Consider the following 17,744-nt stretch of genomic DNA (forward strand, 5'->3'; position numbering starts at 1 on the left):
ACGGGGCTCTGGCAGTACCTGTATCACCAGAATCTCCCAGACATCCCAAATGGCAGGCAGCCTGGTTGAGTCGGGAACCTCCCGATGTAACCCGATCACCCCTGTCGGCGCATTGCACCGCAGAAAGAACGGAGACCAATGACGAACAGCCAAACCACCACTCACACTGAGCTTTTCGATCTGAGCGGGAAATGCGCACTTGTCACTGGCGGCACCAGAGGCATTGGGATGATGATCGCGCGTGGCCTCCTCCAGGCGGGCGCCCGCGTCGTCATCAGCTCACGCAAGGCAGACACGTGCGCGGAAGCACAGCAGCTACTGTCGGAATTCGGTGACGTTCAAGCGATCCCGGCCGACCTGTCCGAGCACGACGAGTGTCAACGCCTCGCTGACCTAGTGACGATCGACAACGATCGCCTGGACATCCTCGTCAACAACGCGGGAGCGATGTGGCGTGAGCCGCTCGCGACGTTCCCAGACGAGGCCTGGGACGAAGTGATCGACCTCAACCTCAAGTCACCGTTCTGGCTGGTACAGGCGCTGCTCCCCGCACTTCGGAAGGCTGGCACTGCCGATGACCCCGCACGGATCATCAACATCGGCAGTATCGCCGCCATCCATGTCGCCGGCTCGCCCAACTACTCGTACGCCAGCAGCAAGGCGGCCCTTCATCAACTCACCAGAGTGCTTGCCAGAGAACTGGGTCCACAGCACATCACGGTGAACGCGGTAGCACCGGGAGTGTTCCCCTCGCAGATGATGGCATCCACGCTGGAGGCCTCCGGCGACACAATCGCGGCGGCGACTCCTCTCCGTCGACTCGGTCGCGACGACGACATGGCGGGCGTCGCTGTGTTTCTTGCCGCCCGGGCCGGGTCCTACCTCACGGGCGCGATCATCCCGGTAGACGGCGGCATCGCGACGACCGCAACCGGTACGCCCTAGGCGGGTACCCGCAGTGCCTCCCTCGGACTGCGGGACACGCTTACGGTGGGAAGATGGCCACGATGGATTTACGCGCCGACATCCGAGAGTTTCTCAGCTCGCGTCGCGCCCGCATCGCACCCGAGCAGGCGGGACTGTCCGCTTACGGCGGCAATCGCCGGGTCAAGGGCTTGCGTCGCGAGGAGGTAGCGCTACTGGCAGGGGTATCGGTCGACTATTACGTGCGCATGGAGCGCGGCAGCCTCGCAGGGGCTTCTGATGGCGTGCTCAACGCGTTGGCCGCTGCGTTGCAACTCGACGAGGCCGAGCGCGACCATCTGTTCCATCTCGCGCGGCAATCCGGGGCGCGCAGCCGTCCGCGCCGCCGCACGCCAGCAGTGACGGTGCGCTCGACACTGCAGCAGGTGCTCGACGCCTTCTCCGATGCCCCAGCTTGGATCCGTAACGGACGCTATGACGTGCTCGCCATGAATCAGCTCGCCCGTGCGTTGTATTCACCAGTGCTGGCCGACCCGCGACGACCCGCGAACACGGCGCGGTTCGTCTATCTGTTCCCCGAGGCCAAAGAGTTCTTCGTCGACTACGACCAACTTGCCGTTGACGCGGCCGCGAAGCTACGCATGGAAGCCGGCCGCAACCCGCATGACGAGGGGCTGATAGCCCTGGTGGGCGAATTGTCAACGTGCAGTGAGCTATTCCGGCAGCGGTGGGCATCTCAGGACGTGCGGCTGCAGCGCTCCGGACGCAAGCGGCTGCACCATCCGATCGTGGGCCGGCTCGACTTGGACGTCGAATCTTTTGAACTGCCCGCGGATCCGGGCCTGCACCTCAACGTTTACACCGCGGCCGCGGGCACGCCGACCGCTGACGGTTTAGCGCTGCTGGCGTCGTGGGCGGCCACCCAAGAGAGGCTGGCGACCGAGCTTGAAGCACCCAACGGATAGTGTCAGGGCCAGCCTCGGCCACCCAGCCACAGCGGCGGTTCCTGGTCGTTGTACATGCTGTTGGGCCGCCATCGCTGTCGATGCATCAGCCGACCGGCGTGGTGTTCGGCCACGTCCTTCAGGTACTCGACGTCGTCACTGGTCCACGGGTGCTGGCCGGTGCCGTCCAACCACCATCGCGGTTGCCCGTCCTGCTCGTAGCGAGTGATCCGGTAGCGCCAGGCGACGTGCCTACCCTTGGCGTCGAGCTGCCAGTCCAGCAGCCGCGGGCGGATGGCCTCGGGAGTCGGCTCGATGTATTCCCGAGGGTAGGTGATCCGGATCTCGACGAACTCACCGCCCATGTATCAACTCTAAGCGGCTTTCATCCGGCCCACACGTCCTCGACGTAGTGATCGGATTCGATCAGCCCGTTCAGCCAGTCGCGGGCCTGACCGTCATCGGCGCCCGTGCGCGCCCGGTAGATGTCGAGGAACGAACCACGCACGGCCGGCGCCATCCGCGCCCCGTCACCGCACACATAGACGTGGGCGTCCTTGGTCGGGTCACCCAGCAGGTTCCACACGTCATCGGCGTCGGCGGCGATGCGGTCCTGGACGTAGCGAACACCGTCCTGTAGCGCGCGGGAAAACGCCGGGCGCATCTGCACGATGCCGATCGCTTCGGCCTGCTCGAACCGGTCGCGGAAGATGTAGTCGACCTCCGGGTCGCGCACCCCGAAGAAGCAGAGCGCGGGTTCGATTGGGGCTCCGGTGCGCTGCGCGGCGAGCCGATCACCGAGGAAACCCAGGAACGGTGCGACGCCGGTGCCGGCACTGACCAGGATGACATTCTTGGCCGGGTCGGCACCTGCCCGGAATGCCTGGCGGGCCGGGTCGATGCGCGCCCGAATTGTTTGTCCGGGTTGTACTGTCGCGAGGTAGTTGGATGCGACGCCTTTGAACAGGCCCCGCCCGGACCGGGCCGGCGCATCGAGCACACTGACGACCAGCCCTACCGTGCGTGGGGACAGCATGGACGACGACGCGATCGAATAGTGCCTCGGCACCATGGGGTCGAGCAGTTCGAGAAGCTCCGCGCCGGTGAGCACGCATCCCGGATATTCGTCGAGACATTCCAGCACGCTGAGTGGGCAGCCGTCCGGGGCCTCGGCCAATTCGGAAAGCCGCTGGCGTTCCGCGGGATTGCTGTTGGCCGCCGCAAGCCGGCGTAATTGACTGCCGGTCACCGGTTTCTGCAATTCGACGAAGTGGGTGAGCAGTTCGCGGACACTGACCTCCCGATCCAGCGCGATGAGCCGTCTTGAGCTGCGCCGCGGGTTGATCGCAAGCCGCAGTCCAGGATCGAGGTCAAGCTGGGCCAGAACGGTGTCGACGACCTCGGGCGGGTTGTCGGCCATCACCGTGAGGTGGTCACCCGTCTGGTACTCGACGCCGTCCGGAAGTTGCACGCGGACATTGGTTTTCGCTTGGCCTAACCCGGGGCTGACCAGTTCGGTCCGTTCGACGACGGTCATCGGGATCACTGCCGACCGCGCGTCCATCGCCGCCGTGACCGGTCCGACGATCCGCCGCAGCTCGTAGAGCGGTTCCGCGGCGTCGGCGACCGGCGCGGCGTCGGGGTCACCGAATCGTTCGGCCAGGGCCGACCACAGTGCGGCGGCGAAGTCTTCAATGGCGCCGACCATGTCCCCCGAGGTATCGGCCGCAGCCAGCGGGACCAATCGGTGGGCGTGTAGCTCCCCGAGCCGCTCGTCGATGCGCCGTGGAACCGCCTGGTAGGTGTCCGCCCAGTTGTGGTCACCCACACCAAGGATCGCGACGTTGGGAGACGGATCCAGCGTCGTTTCCGCGTCGAGCAGCCAGGTGAGAAAAGCCCGCGCGTCATCGGTCGGCTGTCCGTTGTAGGAGGATGCGATGATCAGGATGGCCTCGGCTTCGGGGAAGCCGCCGACGGCGTCGTCGAGCGGTGTGACCGTCACGCTGCATCCTAAAGCCGTTGCATCGCCGTCGAATTGGCGGGCGATGGCGCGGCAGGTACCGAGGTTGGAGCCATGGAGGATCGCCAGCCTGGTTCCGGCCGTGATCACCGTTGAGTGCTGCGCTACGTCTTCGGCAGTGGCCTTGGGCGCGGTGATGTCGGTCTTGCGGTCCGCTGCGGTGCGCCGTAGGACATCGAGCCGGAATCCGACCGGTCGGCGGCTGTTGGGGGTCTCCCACTGCGGCACATAGTGGTAGGCGTCGATGAGGCGGTAGCGATGGATGATCCGGGCCAGCGCCATGGCCGCCTCGTGCAATGCGAACTGACGGCCGATGCATGATCGCGCTCCGGTTCCGAAGGGTTTGAACAGCGCGGCCGGACGGGCCGCCGAGCGCTCAGGAGCAAACCGGTCTGGATCGAAAAGCTCGACATTGTCGCCCCACTGCGGTTGGCGGTGCAGTGCGCCGGTGAGCACCGTGACCGCCTCACCACGCTTGATCGGATACTTACCGCCGATCACGGTGTCTTCCAGCGCCATCCGATCGAAATGCAGCACCGGCGGGGACAGCCGCAGGGTTTCCTCGATGATCTGCCGCAGGTAGGTCAGCTTGCCGAGGTCGTCGTAAGTGGGCAGGTACTCGTCTTCGGTTCCGAAAACGGTGTCCACCTCGGCCTGGACCCGGTGCAGCACGGCCGGATCGCTGACGATGTTGTACAGCGCGTTCGGCATCAACTCCGACGTGGTGAGCTGACCGGCGATCAGGAAGGTCAGGATCTGATTGCGGATGTTGTCGGTCTCGAGCACGGGATTGCCGTCCGGACCCTGTCGCAGCATCAGCGCCAGCAGGTCCTGCGAGTCATGATCACCGGATCGGTGCTCGTCGATGAGCCCATCGATGAAGGTGTTCAACGTAGCCATTTCTTCGTTGAAAACCGGTGTCGGTGTGTCAAATACCAACTGCCCCAGCGCCCTTGTGAAGCTCTGCGGGATCGGCGCCAGGCCCGGGCAGTCGAAAGAGTCGAACCGCGAACCGAATCCCGCGAGTGCGACGGTGTCCATCGCCAGCTTCTGCAAGTCGTTTGACACATCCACCGGTCCGACTCCGGCGCTGGCGTCCCACCGTGCGATCAGTGTGCCGTTGATGTCCAGCATCGCGCCGTGATATGCGCGCAAGCCGGCGTAACTGAAACCCGGCAGCAGGACATCGTGGGCGCGTTGCCAATTGGGTTCGCCGTGGTAAGCCGTGAACAGGCCGTCACCGGCCAGCGGCCTGACCCGGGCAAGGGTTGCCGTGAGGTTCTTGGCGAACCGGTTTTCGTCGCACAGCTCGGTGACGAGGTCCAGTGAGCACGCGTACAGCTTCCTGATGCCGCCGTTGAAGTCCGCGTAGAACAGCGGACCATGCAGTTCACCGAGCAGGTCCACGGCCAGCGCGCGGGGGCGGCCGACCAATTTGTCCGGGCCGGGCAGGGGCCCTTCCGCCGACGGGATACCGGGCAGATCCGGTGGCGCGGACACCTGAAACTCGCTCATGTGGGGCAGCATAGGTTTCAGTGCGAAGGCTTGTCTGCACCTTCGGATGTCATGCGATGCGCGAGGCGTGGCGCCCCTCGCGCCGGATCCGTGTTTCCGAGATGACGAACAAGACGACGGTGATGACTATCAGGCCGGCCACGACGAAAGCAGGCGTCCAGTCCCATAACGACGGCGTGTATGTCGCCGCATAGGCACGGACATTGCTCGCCCGGACCTCCAGCGTGGCGCCCGGTGGTAGCTGCTCCTCCGTCTTCCTTGGCGCAGTCAATCTTGAAACCTACAAGAAAAACAGTGGCGAAAGCAGCAGCGCGAGAGCCACCGACGGTGCATCGGTCTGCACCTCGGTGATGATGCCGCCGACCTCGAATGGCATCGGAACGGTAACCGGCGCCTGGCCAGCAAATTGGCCGCCGAACGTCACCGTCGCAGTCATGGGTTGGATCGGGGCTAGCACGCCGCCGAAGGGGACGTTTAGTGCCAGCGACACACCCGGGATATTCGACGGTAGGGCCACCGAGACCAGGTTCTGGCCGTAGAGGAACGCGCTCCCGACGTTGGGGCCAACACCTCCGAGCGCGGAGATGGCCGCGTGCGGATTCCCCGCCAGCACCGCGTCGAAAAACGTTGTCCCGCTTTGCCCGAGCGCGCCCGCTGACGTGATCACCGGGCCGATGGCATCGAGGGGAAGCTCGATGAACTCCGCTTCGGCGCCCAGCAGCGTGCCGAGCAAGCCGTCGCCGTAGAACTGCGTGATTTCGCTGGAGGCGGCGGCATGCGTGTTAGCGAACTCGGTGCTCAGATACGAGTTCGCGCCAGCGTTCAACAAGTCAACGAACTGGCTGTGATACGCGGCCACCCGGGCGCTGACAGATTGGTATTCCTGGGCTTGCGCATTCAGCAATGACGCGATCGCCGCCGATACCTCATCGGCGGCCGGTGCCGCGATGCCGACCGTTGCGGTGGCGACTGCGGCGTTGGCCGCGCTGATGGTCGAGCCGAGGTGACCCAATTGCGCGGCCGTTTGAGCGATGATGCCGGGCACGACTTTGACAAACGACATAGCTGCCGTCGTCCTCTCTGCTTGTGTTGGCTTGCGTTCTCCAACACTTCATAGAGGGCGGCATCGGCTACCGATCCCAACCGCCGCGGGCGCTCCCGCTAAGCCGGATCGGTGAAAACCGGTTGCTCCCCGGACATTCCAGCGACCACGGCAGCGATCTGGTTGGGCGAGCCGATCAACCCGGTCTGCAAAACCGATTCGAGCTTCAGCGCGGACGCGGCGTCGTTACTCATCCACGTCTCGTCGTACAGGCGCTTGGCGGCACGAATTGCATCCGGTGACTTTGAGGCGATCTCCTCCGCGAGCTCGCGAGCCGCCGACAGCGGATCCGCGGCCGTCCGGGTCACCAAGCCGAGCTCGGAACCCTCGCTGCCGGAAACAATTCGGCCAGTAAACGTCAGCTCTTTCGCGACGTCGATCGGCAGCACCCTCGGCAGCGTCTGCGTGATGCCCATGTCGGGGACCAGTCCCCACTTGATCTCCAGGATGCTCAGCTTCGCGTCCGGCGCAGCAATCCGGATGTCTGCGCCGAGCGCAATCTGCATGCCGCCGCCGAAGCAGTTGCCGTGGATCGCGGCGATGACCGGCGCCGGTACCAAGGACCAGTCGTAGCTCACGCGCTGGGCGAGGTTGGCCGGGTGGTCCCCGTCTCGGGACAGCAGGACGCCCGTGCCGCGGTCGCCGCTCATGAAACTTGCCACGTCCAAACCAGAGCAGAAGCTCTTGCCCTCGCCGTGCAGGACGACCGCACGGACCGACGCGTCAGCCGCCAGTTGCGCTGCGGCGCTCACCAGGCCTTCGAACATTGCCTGATCGAGGGCATTGTGCTTGTCGGTGCGCACCATCGTCACCGTCGCCACGCCGTTGTCGGCTATCCGCACCCGGACTCTGTCTTCGCTCACGGGTAGCAATCTATCGCGCCGGCGGAGGCGCGCCGACGCAAGAATGCCGCAAGCCGTCAGGCGCACGCTGGGATTACCAATCACCAGAAAGATCAGAACCATGAACGGACGAATCGCAGCATTGGCATCCGCCGCGTTGGCTAGTTGTGGTTTGGGGCTGGCGGCTCCCGCTCAGGCCGGCCCCCTACCGCCGCACACCTGGTGCCCCGGCAATTCCATGGTGTACTCCCGCTACGACCTGTCATCCGGGCCAGGGGTCGCCTACCAATGGGACATGAACGTCTGCCACACCTGGTACTGGGTGCAGAACTCGGCCGGCAACGTTCCATACAAGGGTGAGCTGCCGAGCGATGTGTGGGACGGCGACAACCCGCCGCCGGTCAAGCAGGATTCGTGCGACTTCTGTTGGTAAGCAACGACTTTCAGGCTGCGATGCCGAGGTGCTGGTTGATCTGTGGCCAGTGGAGCAGACCATTCGGGGTGAAAAGGGCCCAGGCTTGCCGCAGGACTGAGGCCTGGGCATCCAAGTAGATCCCAGGAACCCGAGTAGACATACGTCGGCGGAAGTCCGCTGAGTGACCCGTACATACGACACCGTGCCGCTCCCAGACCTCAGGGATCAGTAGCCGCGGCTTAAGCCCGCGGCCAGCGGTGCCGGTGGGGTTTGCGCAGATGGAGCCTGCAATACGCTATGAGACGGACAGGCGGCAGTGGTCGCCGACCCGAACCCGCAGAGAGGAACACCCACATGAGCGCGTCACCGACGGCGATCAACCCGGACGCGCCAGTGCTCGTCACCGGCGCCAGCGGCTACATCGGCAGCTGGATCGTCCGACTCCTCCTCGAGGCGGGACGCACCGTGCACGGCACCGTGCGCAACCCCCAGAAGCCGTCCGGTTTGGAGCATCTGCACAAGCTCTCGGACGACCACCCCGGCCGGCTCCGACTGTTCAAGGCGGATCTGCTCGATGCCGGCAGCTTCGACGAAGCCATGGCAGGCTGCGAACTCGTCATGCACACCGCATCGCCGTTTCTGCTCTCTGGCTATAAGGATGCGGAAGAGGCGCTGGTGCGCCCAGCGCTGGAGGGCACCCGCAACGTGCTGGACTCGGTCAACCGCACGCAATCCGTCAAGCGCGTGGTGCTGACCAGCAGCGTGGTGGCGATCTACGGCGACGCCTCTGAGTCACGCGATGTTCCCGGCGGCGTCTTCACCCCCGAACACTGGAACACCACCAGCAGCGTCGACCACCAGCCGTATCCGTATTCCAAGACGGTTGCCGAGCGGGAAGCGTGGCGCTACGTCCAGGAGCAGGACCGCTGGGACATGGTCACCATCCACCCCGGCATGGTGCTGGGTCCCGCGCTGACCAGTGCCAGCGACTCGGCCAGCTTGAGCACGATGAAGCAGTTCACCGACGGCACCCTGCTCACCGGAGCTCCCGCACTGACCATGGGGGTGGTGGACGTGCGCGATGTGGCCGATGCTCACCTGCGTGCCGGCTTCACCCCCGAGGCGCACGGCCGCTACATCGTCAACGCGGATTCGGTGACGCTGCTGCAGATCGGCAAGATCCTGCGTCGCCAGTACGGGCCGCTCTACCCGTTCCCGAGGACCACGGCCCCCAAGGTGGTGGTAAAGGCCGCCGCACCCCTGGTCGGGCTGACGCGGAAGTTCATCGACCGCAACGTGGGGTTTCCGCTGAAATTCGACAACAGCCGCAGCCGAGACGAGCTGGGACTGACCTATCGGCCCGTCGAGCAGACCGTCAACGAGCACTTCCAACAGATGCTCGATGACGGTCTGGTCCGGCGCAGGCCGGGCGGTCGCTGACCGAACCTCCAGCCCTGGTCGTCGCTACCTGACCTGGAGCAGGTCCACCACGAAGATCAGGGACTCGCCGGGCCTGATGACACCACCGGCGCCACGGTCGCCGTAGGCGAGGTGGGCGGGGATGTGCAGCTGACGGCGACCGCCGACCTTCATGCCCTGCACGCCCTGATCCCAGCCCTGGATGACCTGGCCGACCCCGAGCCGAAAAGTCAACGGCTCACCGCGGTTATAAGAGGCGTCGAACTCCTCGCCGGTGGAGTGCGCCACGCCGACGTAGTGCACGACCACCGTGTTACCGGCGGTAGCCTCCGGGCCGTCGCCCTCGACGACGTCGGTGATGACCAGGTCGGTGGGCGGCTCCCCGCCGGGGAAATCGATCTCGGGCTTCTGTGCAGTCATGCTCACCACATTGGCAGACGGTCGCCGGCGGCCTTGCCGACGGGTGGCTTTTGGTTTGATCAGATCAAGCCAGGTATCAGAGCCTTACGCTCGGCGGGGTAATCGGGAAACTTCTCGCGATACCACTTGTGCGTGGCGAACGCCCTCGGGACCAGGTTGCCTGCCGTGATCAGGAAGATGACAACACCGGCGAGCGACCAGGTCAACAGGGCGAACCCGGCCCAGGCGATCAGCTCGCCCAGGTATGCCGGGCTGCTGACGAACCTGAAGCCACCGCCGTACGGAATCTTGTATTCGGTTGTGCCCGTGCATTTCTTGTCGCGCAAATTGCGCACGATCGACTCCGACCGAACCAACAGGATGAATCCACCTAGGTAGACAATCAGCCCGGCGAGAAACCGGGGATCGGTCAGCCAATCGGTGCCGTACTGATGCTTGTAGTCGTGGCTGAAGAACGAGCCATTGAGGTAGCCATGCATCGAGGTGACCGCCATTCCCATGGCGAGCACCGAGAGGTTGAAGGTACTGCTTTTGCCCGGCACCTGTCTGATCGACAGCGGGAAGAACCAACCCCGATTGCTGTAGTGCAGCAGCCAGATGGCCGCAAGGACCAACGGCGTGGCGTGGAATCGAAGCGGCCCGGTCAGGTAGAAGATCGCGAACACCACGGTCGCGGGGATTTCCATCAGCCACCAGCCCAGCTTCGGATTGAGATTCACCCCGCGCGCTGTGGAGGCGAACCGGCCATACGAAGCCAGCTGGAACATGCCGCCGATGATCACAAATGCTGCGAAAGCCAGGGCGATCGTCAAGACCGTGTCATAGACAGTGTTGCCGGTGTACCAATTCATCGAGCTTCTCCCGAGACAGCGGAACGCGCGTCCCGAGTACCCTAACCAGGGCGATTTTGGTGGAGCTGCCGGGAATCGAACCCGGGTCCTACGGCATTCCCTCAAGGCTTCTCCGTGCGCAGTTCGCTATGTCTCTGCTCGGATCTCCTGGTCACGCGAACAAGCCAGGATGACGATCCCAGTCGCTGTTGGTGTCCCGATGAGTCCCGCGACCGAACTCATCGGTGGATCCCTCTAAATGACGCCAGGGTCCGGGTCGAGGGCTTTCCCGGTCTGACGGACTTGCTGTCGCTTAGGCAGCGAGAGCGAAGTCGCGCTGAGTGTTCTCGGCGCTTAATTGGTTGCAACGACGCTTACGGTGGTCTCTTGCCTGCACCGGCACGCTTCCCTTGATTCGATGCGCGAAGTCGAAACCGTTCAGCCCCTCGCATCCCCGCCGAACCTCTCGGCAGGAAAATCCATGGTACGCCCCTCCCAACGAGGGGCAACGCATTTATGTTCCGGAGCGAATGCCCCCGGCCTAGGCGACCGGGGGCATTCAACGCCGTCGAGCGTGGGGCCTACGGCGGGCTTCGTTGCGATTTTCCTGCGTAAGGCCCACGCTCGGCGCGACGGCACGTTAGCTGATGCCGACGGCCTCCTTGGCGATGGCGGCGACGCGGGTCTGCGCGGCGGAGATGATGCGCTGCCGCTCCTTGTGCGCCTCCTCGTAGGCGATGATGACGCGCACGTCGCGCGGCGACTCCAGATCCTTGATGGCGGCCACGGCGTCGTTGACGTTGAGGTCGTCGTAGTTCTTGATCGGCAACTCGCTGGCGTCCAGCACACCCACCGACTCGCGACCCGAGTGCAACGCATCCGCAGTGCGGTCCGCTCCCTCGTTGCGGGTGACCCGTTCAGCGGCCCGCAGCGCGGCGTTCTGCGACGCCGAGACGGCCTTCGCCGCGATCTCGCTAGCGTTGCCACCACGCTCGACCAGCTCCTTGAACGCCGGACCCGCATTGCGCAGGGTCTCGACCGCACGGTCGATGCCGCGCGCCGACCAGGTGACCGGCAAGTTGACGAACTTCACCGCGGTGCCGGCGGCCATCTGTACCGGGGTGCGACGCAGCGCGGCCGGACCGCCCAGCGCGTCCTCGGCCAGCACGGTGGTCAGCCAGTCGACCGTCGCCGAGTGCGCGGTGATCAGGCGGGTCGCCAACGCCTCGACGTCCTTGTTCTTCGCGGCAACGGCCAGCGCCTTGGTGTAGCGGGCGCGGTCCAGCAGCTGGTCCTCGAGCGCCAGGTCACCCAGCAGCGCCTCGTCGAACGGCTCGGCCTGTTCGGTCAGCGCCTTGACCGCGGCAGCGGCGCGGCCCAGGAACGGGCCGATCACGTCCGGGTAGCCGCCCAGCTCCCGAATCGCCGACTGAATGGCGTCGGCACGCTCACGGCCGTTCTCGGCATTCTGCGTGAGCTCGCGGCGCACCGCCTCCGTGCGAGCCTGGGCCACACGGGTTTCGGCGATCTGAATTTCGGTGTTGGTCAGATCGAGCAGAGTGCGAAGCTGCGCGAGCAATCTGGTCGTATCCGGTGAAGTCATTATTGTTTGGCCTCCTAAGGCTTCCGTCGTGTAGTGGCGCAGAGCGCGCCTGTACTACTTCGGCTACCCATCCCTCCGGGGACATCAACATCTGCCGCGATCTTGTGACATAGATCGCTTTGCAGGACGCGAGCAAACGAATTAGGCCGTCAAATCACAAAATTCAGATGTGTAACTATCCGCTCGGCCACGTCTTGATCACCCTCGAACGCGATTTCTTGGCTGCGCCGCGGGCACAACGGACGTCCGCCAGCAAGCCGGGTGAACTGCAGTGCATCGACGCGAATCGCCGTCGTTGGCTCCTGTCCGCCGAAATCGTCCACCACCCGCGCGCGGCCGTTGACGGCCACACGCATCTGCCGGGCCAACGGCCCGGTCAGGTCGATGAGGACCCGCGAACCGTCCGGGGCTCCGGCGCGCTTGCCCACCACGAACCCCATCGATGTCGCGATTTCCGCGAGAGACAGTCGCGCCGCCGGACCGATCAGATCCTCGTCGGCCGACGGTCGCTCCAGGCCGACGCGGATGTCCTGTTCGTGCATCCAGCAATCGAACACCCGGATACGCATGAACCGCCCGTAGCTGTCGGGGCCCGCGGGGGTGACGCCCACCGCGTTCCACTCGTCGAGGGACATGTCTTCGAGCACTTTGCGGCGCGTCCCGGTCACCTCGCGGAACCGCTCGAGCACCGCGGCACCGGTCTCTTTGCGCAGATGCCGCACCCAGCACTCGTTCATCACGCCGATGTCGTTGCGCACATGCTCAAGCGCGGAGACGTCAATATCGGGCGCGGGCGGGCTGATGCCTTGCAGGAACGACTCGGTGCCGATGATGTGTGACACGACGGCCTGCACGTCCCACCCGGCCAGCGCGCTGGGCGCCCGCCAGTCGGCCTCGGACAACCCGCCGAGCAACTCATCGAGTTGATCCCACACCGTGAACAGGCCCGTCAGGACTTCGGACTTATCGAGCAGCGTTACCGGACGGTCAGCCATGTTCGGATAGTAGGCCCTTGGTGTCAGCCCATACCCTTGGCTCGGCGTCCGAGTTCTCGAATCACCTCACGCTGGGCGTCGCGCTTGGCCATGTCCTGGCGTTTGTCGTGCGCTTGCTTGCCGCGGGCCAAAGCCAGCTCGACCTTGACCTTGCCGTCGTAGAAGTACATCGACAACGGCACCAGCGCATAGTTGCCCTCGCGGATTTTGCCGATCAGCGTGTCGATCTGGCGCCGGTGCAACAGCAGCTTCCGGTTGCGTCGTGGTTCATGGTTCGTCCAGCTGCCGTGCCGGTACTCCGGGATGTGCACATTGCGCAACCAGATCTCGCCGTCGTCGACCGTGGCGAACGCGTCGACCAACGACGCGTGCCCCTCGCGCAGGCTCTTGACCTCGGTGCCCTGCAATGCGACACCGGCCTCGAAGACCTCGAGGATCGAGTAGTTGTGCCGCGCCTTGCGATTGCTGGCGATGATCTTCCGCCCGTCGCCGCGCGACTTGGTCGCCACCGCTACCGCCGGATGTAGATGCGCAGCGTCGCGTACGCGGTCAACCCCGACATCGCCACGCCGAGCAACAGCAGGATCGGCGAGATATAGAGGATGTCGGCGTAGTCGACCCTGGCGATCAGGTTGGCTTGATAGAACTCGTTCAGCGCATCGTCCAAGAACAATGCCCGCACCAGTATCAGGCCGGCGATCGCAATGCCCACACCAATCGTTGCCGCGAGCGTCGCCTCCACCAGGAACGGCAGCTGGGTGTACCAGCGACTCGCGCCTACCAGCCGCATGATGCCGATCTCGGTGCGACGGGTGTAGGCCGCGACCTGAACCATGTTGGCTATCAACAGAATTGCCCCGACCGCTTGGACCAGAGCGACCGCGAAGGCCGCATTACTCAGCCCGTTCAACACGGCGAACAGCCGGTCGATCAGCTCCTTCTGGTTCAGCACCGACTGCACACCGGGCTGGGGCGGCGGCCCCATCATCTCGGCGTCAAAGTCCTTGTGCTGTTCGGGGTTGTTCAGCTTGACGATGAACGACGCCGGGAAGGAGTCCTTGCCCGCCACGTCCTTGTACTGCGGGAATTTGCGGATCGCGTCGTCATAAGCCTGCTGACGGTTCAGGAACCGCACCGACTTGACGTCCTGTCGCTTCTCGATCTTCTCCCGCAGCGCCTTGCACGGATTGTCGCTGCAGGTCGGGTCGTTGGCAGAGACATCGTCGGTGAGGAACACCTGGGTCTCCACCCGGTCCAGGTAAATGGCCCGCGAGTTCTCGGCCAGGCGCACTACCAGCAATCCGCCACCGAACAGGCCGATCGAGATGGCCGTCGTCAGGATCATCGCGATCGTCATGGTGACGTTGCGACGAAATCCGGTAAGGACCTCGTTGAGTAGGAATCCGAAGCGCACTTAGCGATCCATCCCGTAGACGCCACGCTGTTCGTCGCGAACCAGCCTGCCCAGTGACAACTCGACCACACGCTGGCGCATCGCGTCCACAATGTGATGGTCGTGCGTCGCCATCAGCACGGTGGTCCCGGTGCGGTTGATCCGCTCCAACAGATCCATGATGTCCTTACTGGTGTCTGGGTCGAGGTTGCCGGTGGGCTCGTCGGCCAGCAGCACCAGCGGCCGGTTGACGTACGCGCGGGCGATCGCCACCCGCTGTTGCTCACCACCGGAGAGTTCGTGCGGCAATCGGTTCGCTTTGCCCGACAAGCCAACCGTTTCGAGCACTTCGGGCACCACCCGGTTGATCGCGTCGGTGCGCCGGCCGATGACCTCCAGCGCGAAGGCCACGTTGTCGTACACCGTCTTCTGCTGCAGCAGCCGGAAGTCCTGGAAGACGCACCCGATCACCTGACGCAGCTTCGGCACGTTGCGGCCGCGCAACTTGTTGACATGGAACTTCGACACCCGGATGTCGCCGGATGTCGGTGATTCCGCCGCCAGCAGCAGCCGCATGAATGTCGACTTGCCCGAACCCGACGGACCGATGAGGAAAACGAACTCACCCTTGTCGATCTTGACGTTGATGTCATCCAAGGCCGGACGGGCCGACGATTTGTACTGCTTGGTGACATGTTCCAGGGTGATCATCACGGCACGCCAGTGTAGCGGGGTGTTTCGTCGAGCCGCGAAACTCAGCGACCGGGAGCCGGCAAACCGGGCAGCAACGGCGCCGGCGGTGGCGGATTCGGACTAGGCGTTGACGTCGGCGTGCAGAACGGCGGGATGCACGGCAACTGGATCAACGGCGTGGTCGTTGTGGTGGTCGTCGGCGGCGGGGGCGTCGTCGTCGGGGTCGGCGTCTGGGTGGGGGTTACGGACGTCGACGGCTGCTGTACCCGGGTGCGCGGCACCCAGGTGTAGTTGGGGTCGGGCACGAACCCCGGCGGCACCACCTGAGACGGCGGCGTAGTGCTGCGCGGCTCCTCGCGCGGGCTGTAGGTCTCGTAGGTCCACCACAGCGCGAGGAACGCGACGATCAGCACCAAGGTCGACGTGCGGACACGGCCGCCGAACAGGTGGCTCGGTGCGCGCCGCTCCCCCCTGTCTCGGCGCTTGTGCAGCAGGTTCGGCTTCAATTTCATCGCTGCGCCACCGAACCCTTGTCCGCGCCCGTCACCTCACTGCGCTCCGGGTCAGGGACGCCTCCGTCGTCGACAACCCCGACCGTCGCGTCGGCTGCGGTGACGATGCCGGCGCGGGCCAGCGCGCGGATGACCAACACCCGCAACTGTCGCCCCGCCTCGAACTGCTTGCCCGGTAGCGTGCGCGCCACCAAGCGCAGCGTAACGGTGTTGACCTCAATGCTCTCCACACCCATCACGGTGGGCGCATCGAGCAGCAACTCGCCCAGCACCGCGTTGTCAAGGGCACGCTCACACTCCTGGTGCAGGACTTCGTTGACCCGGTTCAGGTCGGCGCTGGTCGAGACCGGGATGTCGACCACCGCGCGCGCCCAGTCCTTGGACAGGTTGATGGTCTTGACGATCGAGCCGTTGGGAATGGTGAACAACTCACCGTCCGACGAACGGAGCCGGGTGACCCGCAGCGTGACGTTCTCGACGGTGCCGCGCGCCTCCGCCGCGACCCCGGTAACCGTCAGCGACACCAAATCTCCGAAGCCGTACTGCCGCTCAACGATGATGAAGAACCCCGACAGCAGGTCCTTGACCAGCTGCTGAGCCCCGAAACCCAGGGCGGCGCCGACGACCGTCGCCGGCGCGACGAGCCCGCCCACCGAGAACTGCAGCACGTTGCTGATCTGCATGATCACGATGATCGAGATCAGCACGATGGACACCCACGAGATCACCGACGCCACCGCCTGGCGGTGCTTGGTCGCCTCCGAGCGCACCAGCGCGTCGCTCTCGGTGAAGCCCTCGTCGAGTGAGCGGGTCACCCGTTGCGCCACCCAGTTGACGAACCTGGCGGCCAGCACCGCGGCGATGACCAGCATCGCGATCCGCAGACCCCGGGTGATGATCCACTCACCGATCTGGCCACGCCAGAAGTCGTGCCACCGCTGCGCCGCGGAGGCGATACCTAAGGCAGGGCCCGATAAAAGCACAGTGTTAGTCGTCATCTTTCCTGTTGCGCCACCGGATCCCTGCTTCCAGGAACCCGTCGATGTCTCCATCCAGTACGGCCGCAGGATTGCCCACCTCGTACTCGGTGCGCAGATCCTTGACCATCTGGTAGGGGTGCAGCACGTATGACCGCATCTGGTTTCCCCAAGAGCTGCCGCCGTCGCCCTTCAAGGCGTCGAGCTCGGCGCGCTCCTCAGAACGCTTACGCTCCAACAACTTTGCCTGAAGTACCCGCAACGCCGAAACCTTATTCTGCAATTGCGACTTCTCGTTCTGGCAAGTGACGACGATACCGGTCGGGATGTGGGTGAGTCGAACCGCCGAGTCGGTGGTGTTGACCGATTGGCCGCCCGGCCCACTCGATCGGTAGACGTCGACGCGGATGTCGCCTTCCGGGATGTCGATGTGGTCGGTGGTCTCCACCACCGGCAGCACCTCGACCTCCGCAAAAGAGGTCTGACGTCGGCTTTGGTTGTCGAACGGGCTGATCCGCACCAGCCGGTGGGTGCCCTGTTCCACCGACAGCGTGCCGTAGGCGAACGGCGCGTGCACGGCGAAGGTGGCGCTCTTGATGCCCGCCTCTTCCGCATACGAGGTGTCGAACACCTCGACCGGGTATTTGTGCTGTTCAGCCCAGCGGATGTACATCCGCATCAGCATCTCGGCCCAGTCGGCGGCGTCCACACCGCCGGCACCCGAGCGAATTGTGAGCAACGCCTCACGTGCGTCGTACTCGCCGGACAGCAAAGTGCGCACTTCGGTGGCCTCGATGTCGGCCCGCAACGCCTTGAGTTCGGCGTCGGCTTCGGCCAGCGCGTCGTCGGCGGCGGCACCCTCTTCCTCGTCGGCCAGCTCGTAGAGCACCGGCAGGTCGTCGAGGCGGCGGCGCAGTTCCTCGATGCGGCGCAACTCCCCTTGCGCATGGGACAGTTCGCTGGTGACCCGCTGGGCACGGTTCTGGTCGTCCCAGAGCTTGGGGTCCGACGCTTCCTGTTCGAGCTTTTCGATTCGACTCTTCAGACCGTCGACGTCCAGTACCCGTTCGACCGTGGTCAGGGTCGCGTCAAGGGCTGCGATATCTGCTTGACGGTCAAGTTCCACAGGCGCCCACGTTA

The 17,744-nt window shown here is 64.8% G+C and carries 19 protein-coding genes, 1 other RNA gene and 1 pseudogene; 4 read left to right on the forward strand and 17 right to left on the reverse strand.

The genetic code is table 11. The features are described from left to right. The first annotated feature begins 138 nt into the window (after nt 1-138). A complete protein-coding gene (locus tag A9X01_RS15950) occupies nt 139-945 on the forward strand; it encodes an SDR family oxidoreductase (RefSeq protein ID WP_065121672.1) in 807 nt (268 codons plus the stop codon). Nucleotides 946-998: 53 nt separating this feature from the next. Further along, entirely contained in the window at nt 999-1,889 is an 891-nt protein-coding gene (locus A9X01_RS15955; RefSeq protein ID WP_065121673.1) for an MmyB family transcriptional regulator, read from the forward strand. Nucleotides 1,890-1,891: 2 nt separating this feature from the next. On the opposite strand, the gene A9X01_RS15960 is transcribed toward A9X01_RS15955, so the two are convergent. The 5 genes from A9X01_RS15960 to A9X01_RS15980 form a co-directional block, all read right to left on the reverse strand. Continuing rightward, nucleotides 1,892-2,233 carry a hypothetical protein gene (locus tag A9X01_RS15960; protein ID WP_065121674.1) on the reverse strand — a complete coding sequence of 114 codons (342 nt, stop codon included), beginning with the start codon at nt 2,231-2,233 and terminating at the stop codon, nt 1,892-1,894. 20 nt (nt 2,234-2,253) lie between these two features. After that, nucleotides 2,254-5,403, reverse strand: a complete 3,150-nt coding sequence (locus A9X01_RS15965; protein WP_065121675.1) for a cytochrome P450 — start codon at nt 5,401-5,403, stop codon at nt 2,254-2,256. Between the two features lie 49 nt (nt 5,404-5,452). Continuing rightward, nucleotides 5,453-5,674: a hypothetical protein gene (locus A9X01_RS15970; protein ID WP_065121676.1), complete on the reverse strand. Its 222-nt coding sequence runs from the start codon at nt 5,672-5,674 to the stop codon at nt 5,453-5,455. A gap of 9 nt (nt 5,675-5,683) precedes the next feature. Further along, a complete protein-coding gene (locus tag A9X01_RS15975) occupies nt 5,684-6,448 on the reverse strand; it encodes a PE family protein (protein ID WP_253849151.1) in 765 nt (254 codons plus the stop codon). Nucleotides 6,449-6,564: 116 nt separating this feature from the next. Next, nucleotides 6,565-7,368, reverse strand: coding sequence for a crotonase/enoyl-CoA hydratase family protein (locus A9X01_RS15980; protein ID WP_065121678.1), 804 nt, complete (start codon nt 7,366-7,368; stop codon nt 6,565-6,567). A gap of 100 nt (nt 7,369-7,468) precedes the next feature. On the opposite strand from A9X01_RS15980, the gene A9X01_RS29220 reads away from it, so the two are divergent. Beyond that, on the forward strand, nt 7,469-7,780 hold the full coding sequence (locus A9X01_RS29220) for a hypothetical protein (protein ID WP_081282416.1): 312 nt from the start codon (nt 7,469-7,471) through the stop codon (nt 7,778-7,780). Between the two features lie 10 nt (nt 7,781-7,790). Here the strand turns inward: A9X01_RS29220 and A9X01_RS32055 are convergent. Next, nucleotides 7,791-7,956 (reverse strand): annotated as a pseudogene (locus A9X01_RS32055) (hypothetical protein); the annotation flags it as partial. Nucleotides 7,957-8,116: 160 nt separating this feature from the next. Here A9X01_RS32055 and A9X01_RS15985 point away from each other — a divergent pair. Then, complete coding sequence (locus tag A9X01_RS15985; protein ID WP_081282417.1) at nt 8,117-9,202, forward strand: SDR family oxidoreductase; 1,086 nt, start codon at nt 8,117-8,119, stop codon at nt 9,200-9,202. 24 nt (nt 9,203-9,226) lie between these two features. Here the strand turns inward: A9X01_RS15985 and A9X01_RS15990 are convergent, their stop codons facing one another. The 11 genes from A9X01_RS15990 to prfB form a co-directional block, all read right to left on the reverse strand. After that, entirely contained in the window at nt 9,227-9,601 is a 375-nt protein-coding gene (locus tag A9X01_RS15990) for an FKBP-type peptidyl-prolyl cis-trans isomerase (RefSeq protein ID WP_065121732.1), read from the reverse strand. A gap of 59 nt (nt 9,602-9,660) precedes the next feature. Next, a complete protein-coding gene (locus tag A9X01_RS15995; RefSeq protein WP_065121679.1) occupies nt 9,661-10,452 on the reverse strand; it encodes a methyltransferase in 792 nt (263 codons plus the stop codon). 57 nt (nt 10,453-10,509) lie between these two features. Next, nucleotides 10,510-10,877: a transfer-messenger RNA gene (ssrA, locus tag A9X01_RS16000) on the reverse strand. A 194-nt stretch (nt 10,878-11,071) separates the two neighbouring features. Then, nucleotides 11,072-12,034 carry a hypothetical protein gene (locus tag A9X01_RS16005; protein WP_065121680.1) on the reverse strand — a complete coding sequence of 321 codons (963 nt, stop codon included), beginning with the start codon at nt 12,032-12,034 and terminating at the stop codon, nt 11,072-11,074. Between the two features lie 149 nt (nt 12,035-12,183). Beyond that, nucleotides 12,184-13,029: a maleylpyruvate isomerase family mycothiol-dependent enzyme gene (locus A9X01_RS16010; RefSeq protein ID WP_065121681.1), complete on the reverse strand. Its 846-nt coding sequence runs from the start codon at nt 13,027-13,029 to the stop codon at nt 12,184-12,186. A 23-nt stretch (nt 13,030-13,052) separates the two neighbouring features. Continuing rightward, complete coding sequence (smpB, locus tag A9X01_RS16015; protein WP_065121682.1) at nt 13,053-13,538, reverse strand: SsrA-binding protein SmpB; 486 nt, start codon at nt 13,536-13,538, stop codon at nt 13,053-13,055. A 2-nt stretch (nt 13,539-13,540) separates the two neighbouring features. Further along, entirely contained in the window at nt 13,541-14,443 is a 903-nt protein-coding gene (gene ftsX, locus A9X01_RS16020; protein ID WP_065121683.1) for a permease-like cell division protein FtsX, read from the reverse strand. Further along, a complete protein-coding gene (ftsE, locus tag A9X01_RS16025) occupies nt 14,444-15,133 on the reverse strand; it encodes a cell division ATP-binding protein FtsE (protein ID WP_065036517.1) in 690 nt (229 codons plus the stop codon). Nucleotides 15,134-15,177: 44 nt separating this feature from the next. Further along, nucleotides 15,178-15,627, reverse strand: a complete 450-nt coding sequence (locus tag A9X01_RS16030) for an Rv3103c family proline-rich protein (RefSeq protein ID WP_065121684.1) — start codon at nt 15,625-15,627, stop codon at nt 15,178-15,180. Next, complete coding sequence (locus A9X01_RS16035) at nt 15,624-16,625, reverse strand: mechanosensitive ion channel family protein (RefSeq protein ID WP_065121685.1); 1,002 nt, start codon at nt 16,623-16,625, stop codon at nt 15,624-15,626. Before A9X01_RS16035 ends, A9X01_RS16030 begins: the two co-directional genes overlap by 4 nt. Further along, nucleotides 16,615-17,730, reverse strand: coding sequence for a peptide chain release factor 2 (gene prfB / locus A9X01_RS16040; protein ID WP_065121686.1), 1,116 nt, complete (start codon nt 17,728-17,730; stop codon nt 16,615-16,617). The genes A9X01_RS16035 and prfB overlap by 11 nt, the downstream gene beginning before the upstream one ends. Nucleotides 17,731-17,744: the final 14 nt, after the last annotated feature.

It is taken from the genome of Mycobacterium asiaticum (assembly GCF_001668675.1).
Classification (GTDB): Bacteria; Actinomycetota; Actinomycetes; order Mycobacteriales; family Mycobacteriaceae; genus Mycobacterium; species Mycobacterium asiaticum_D.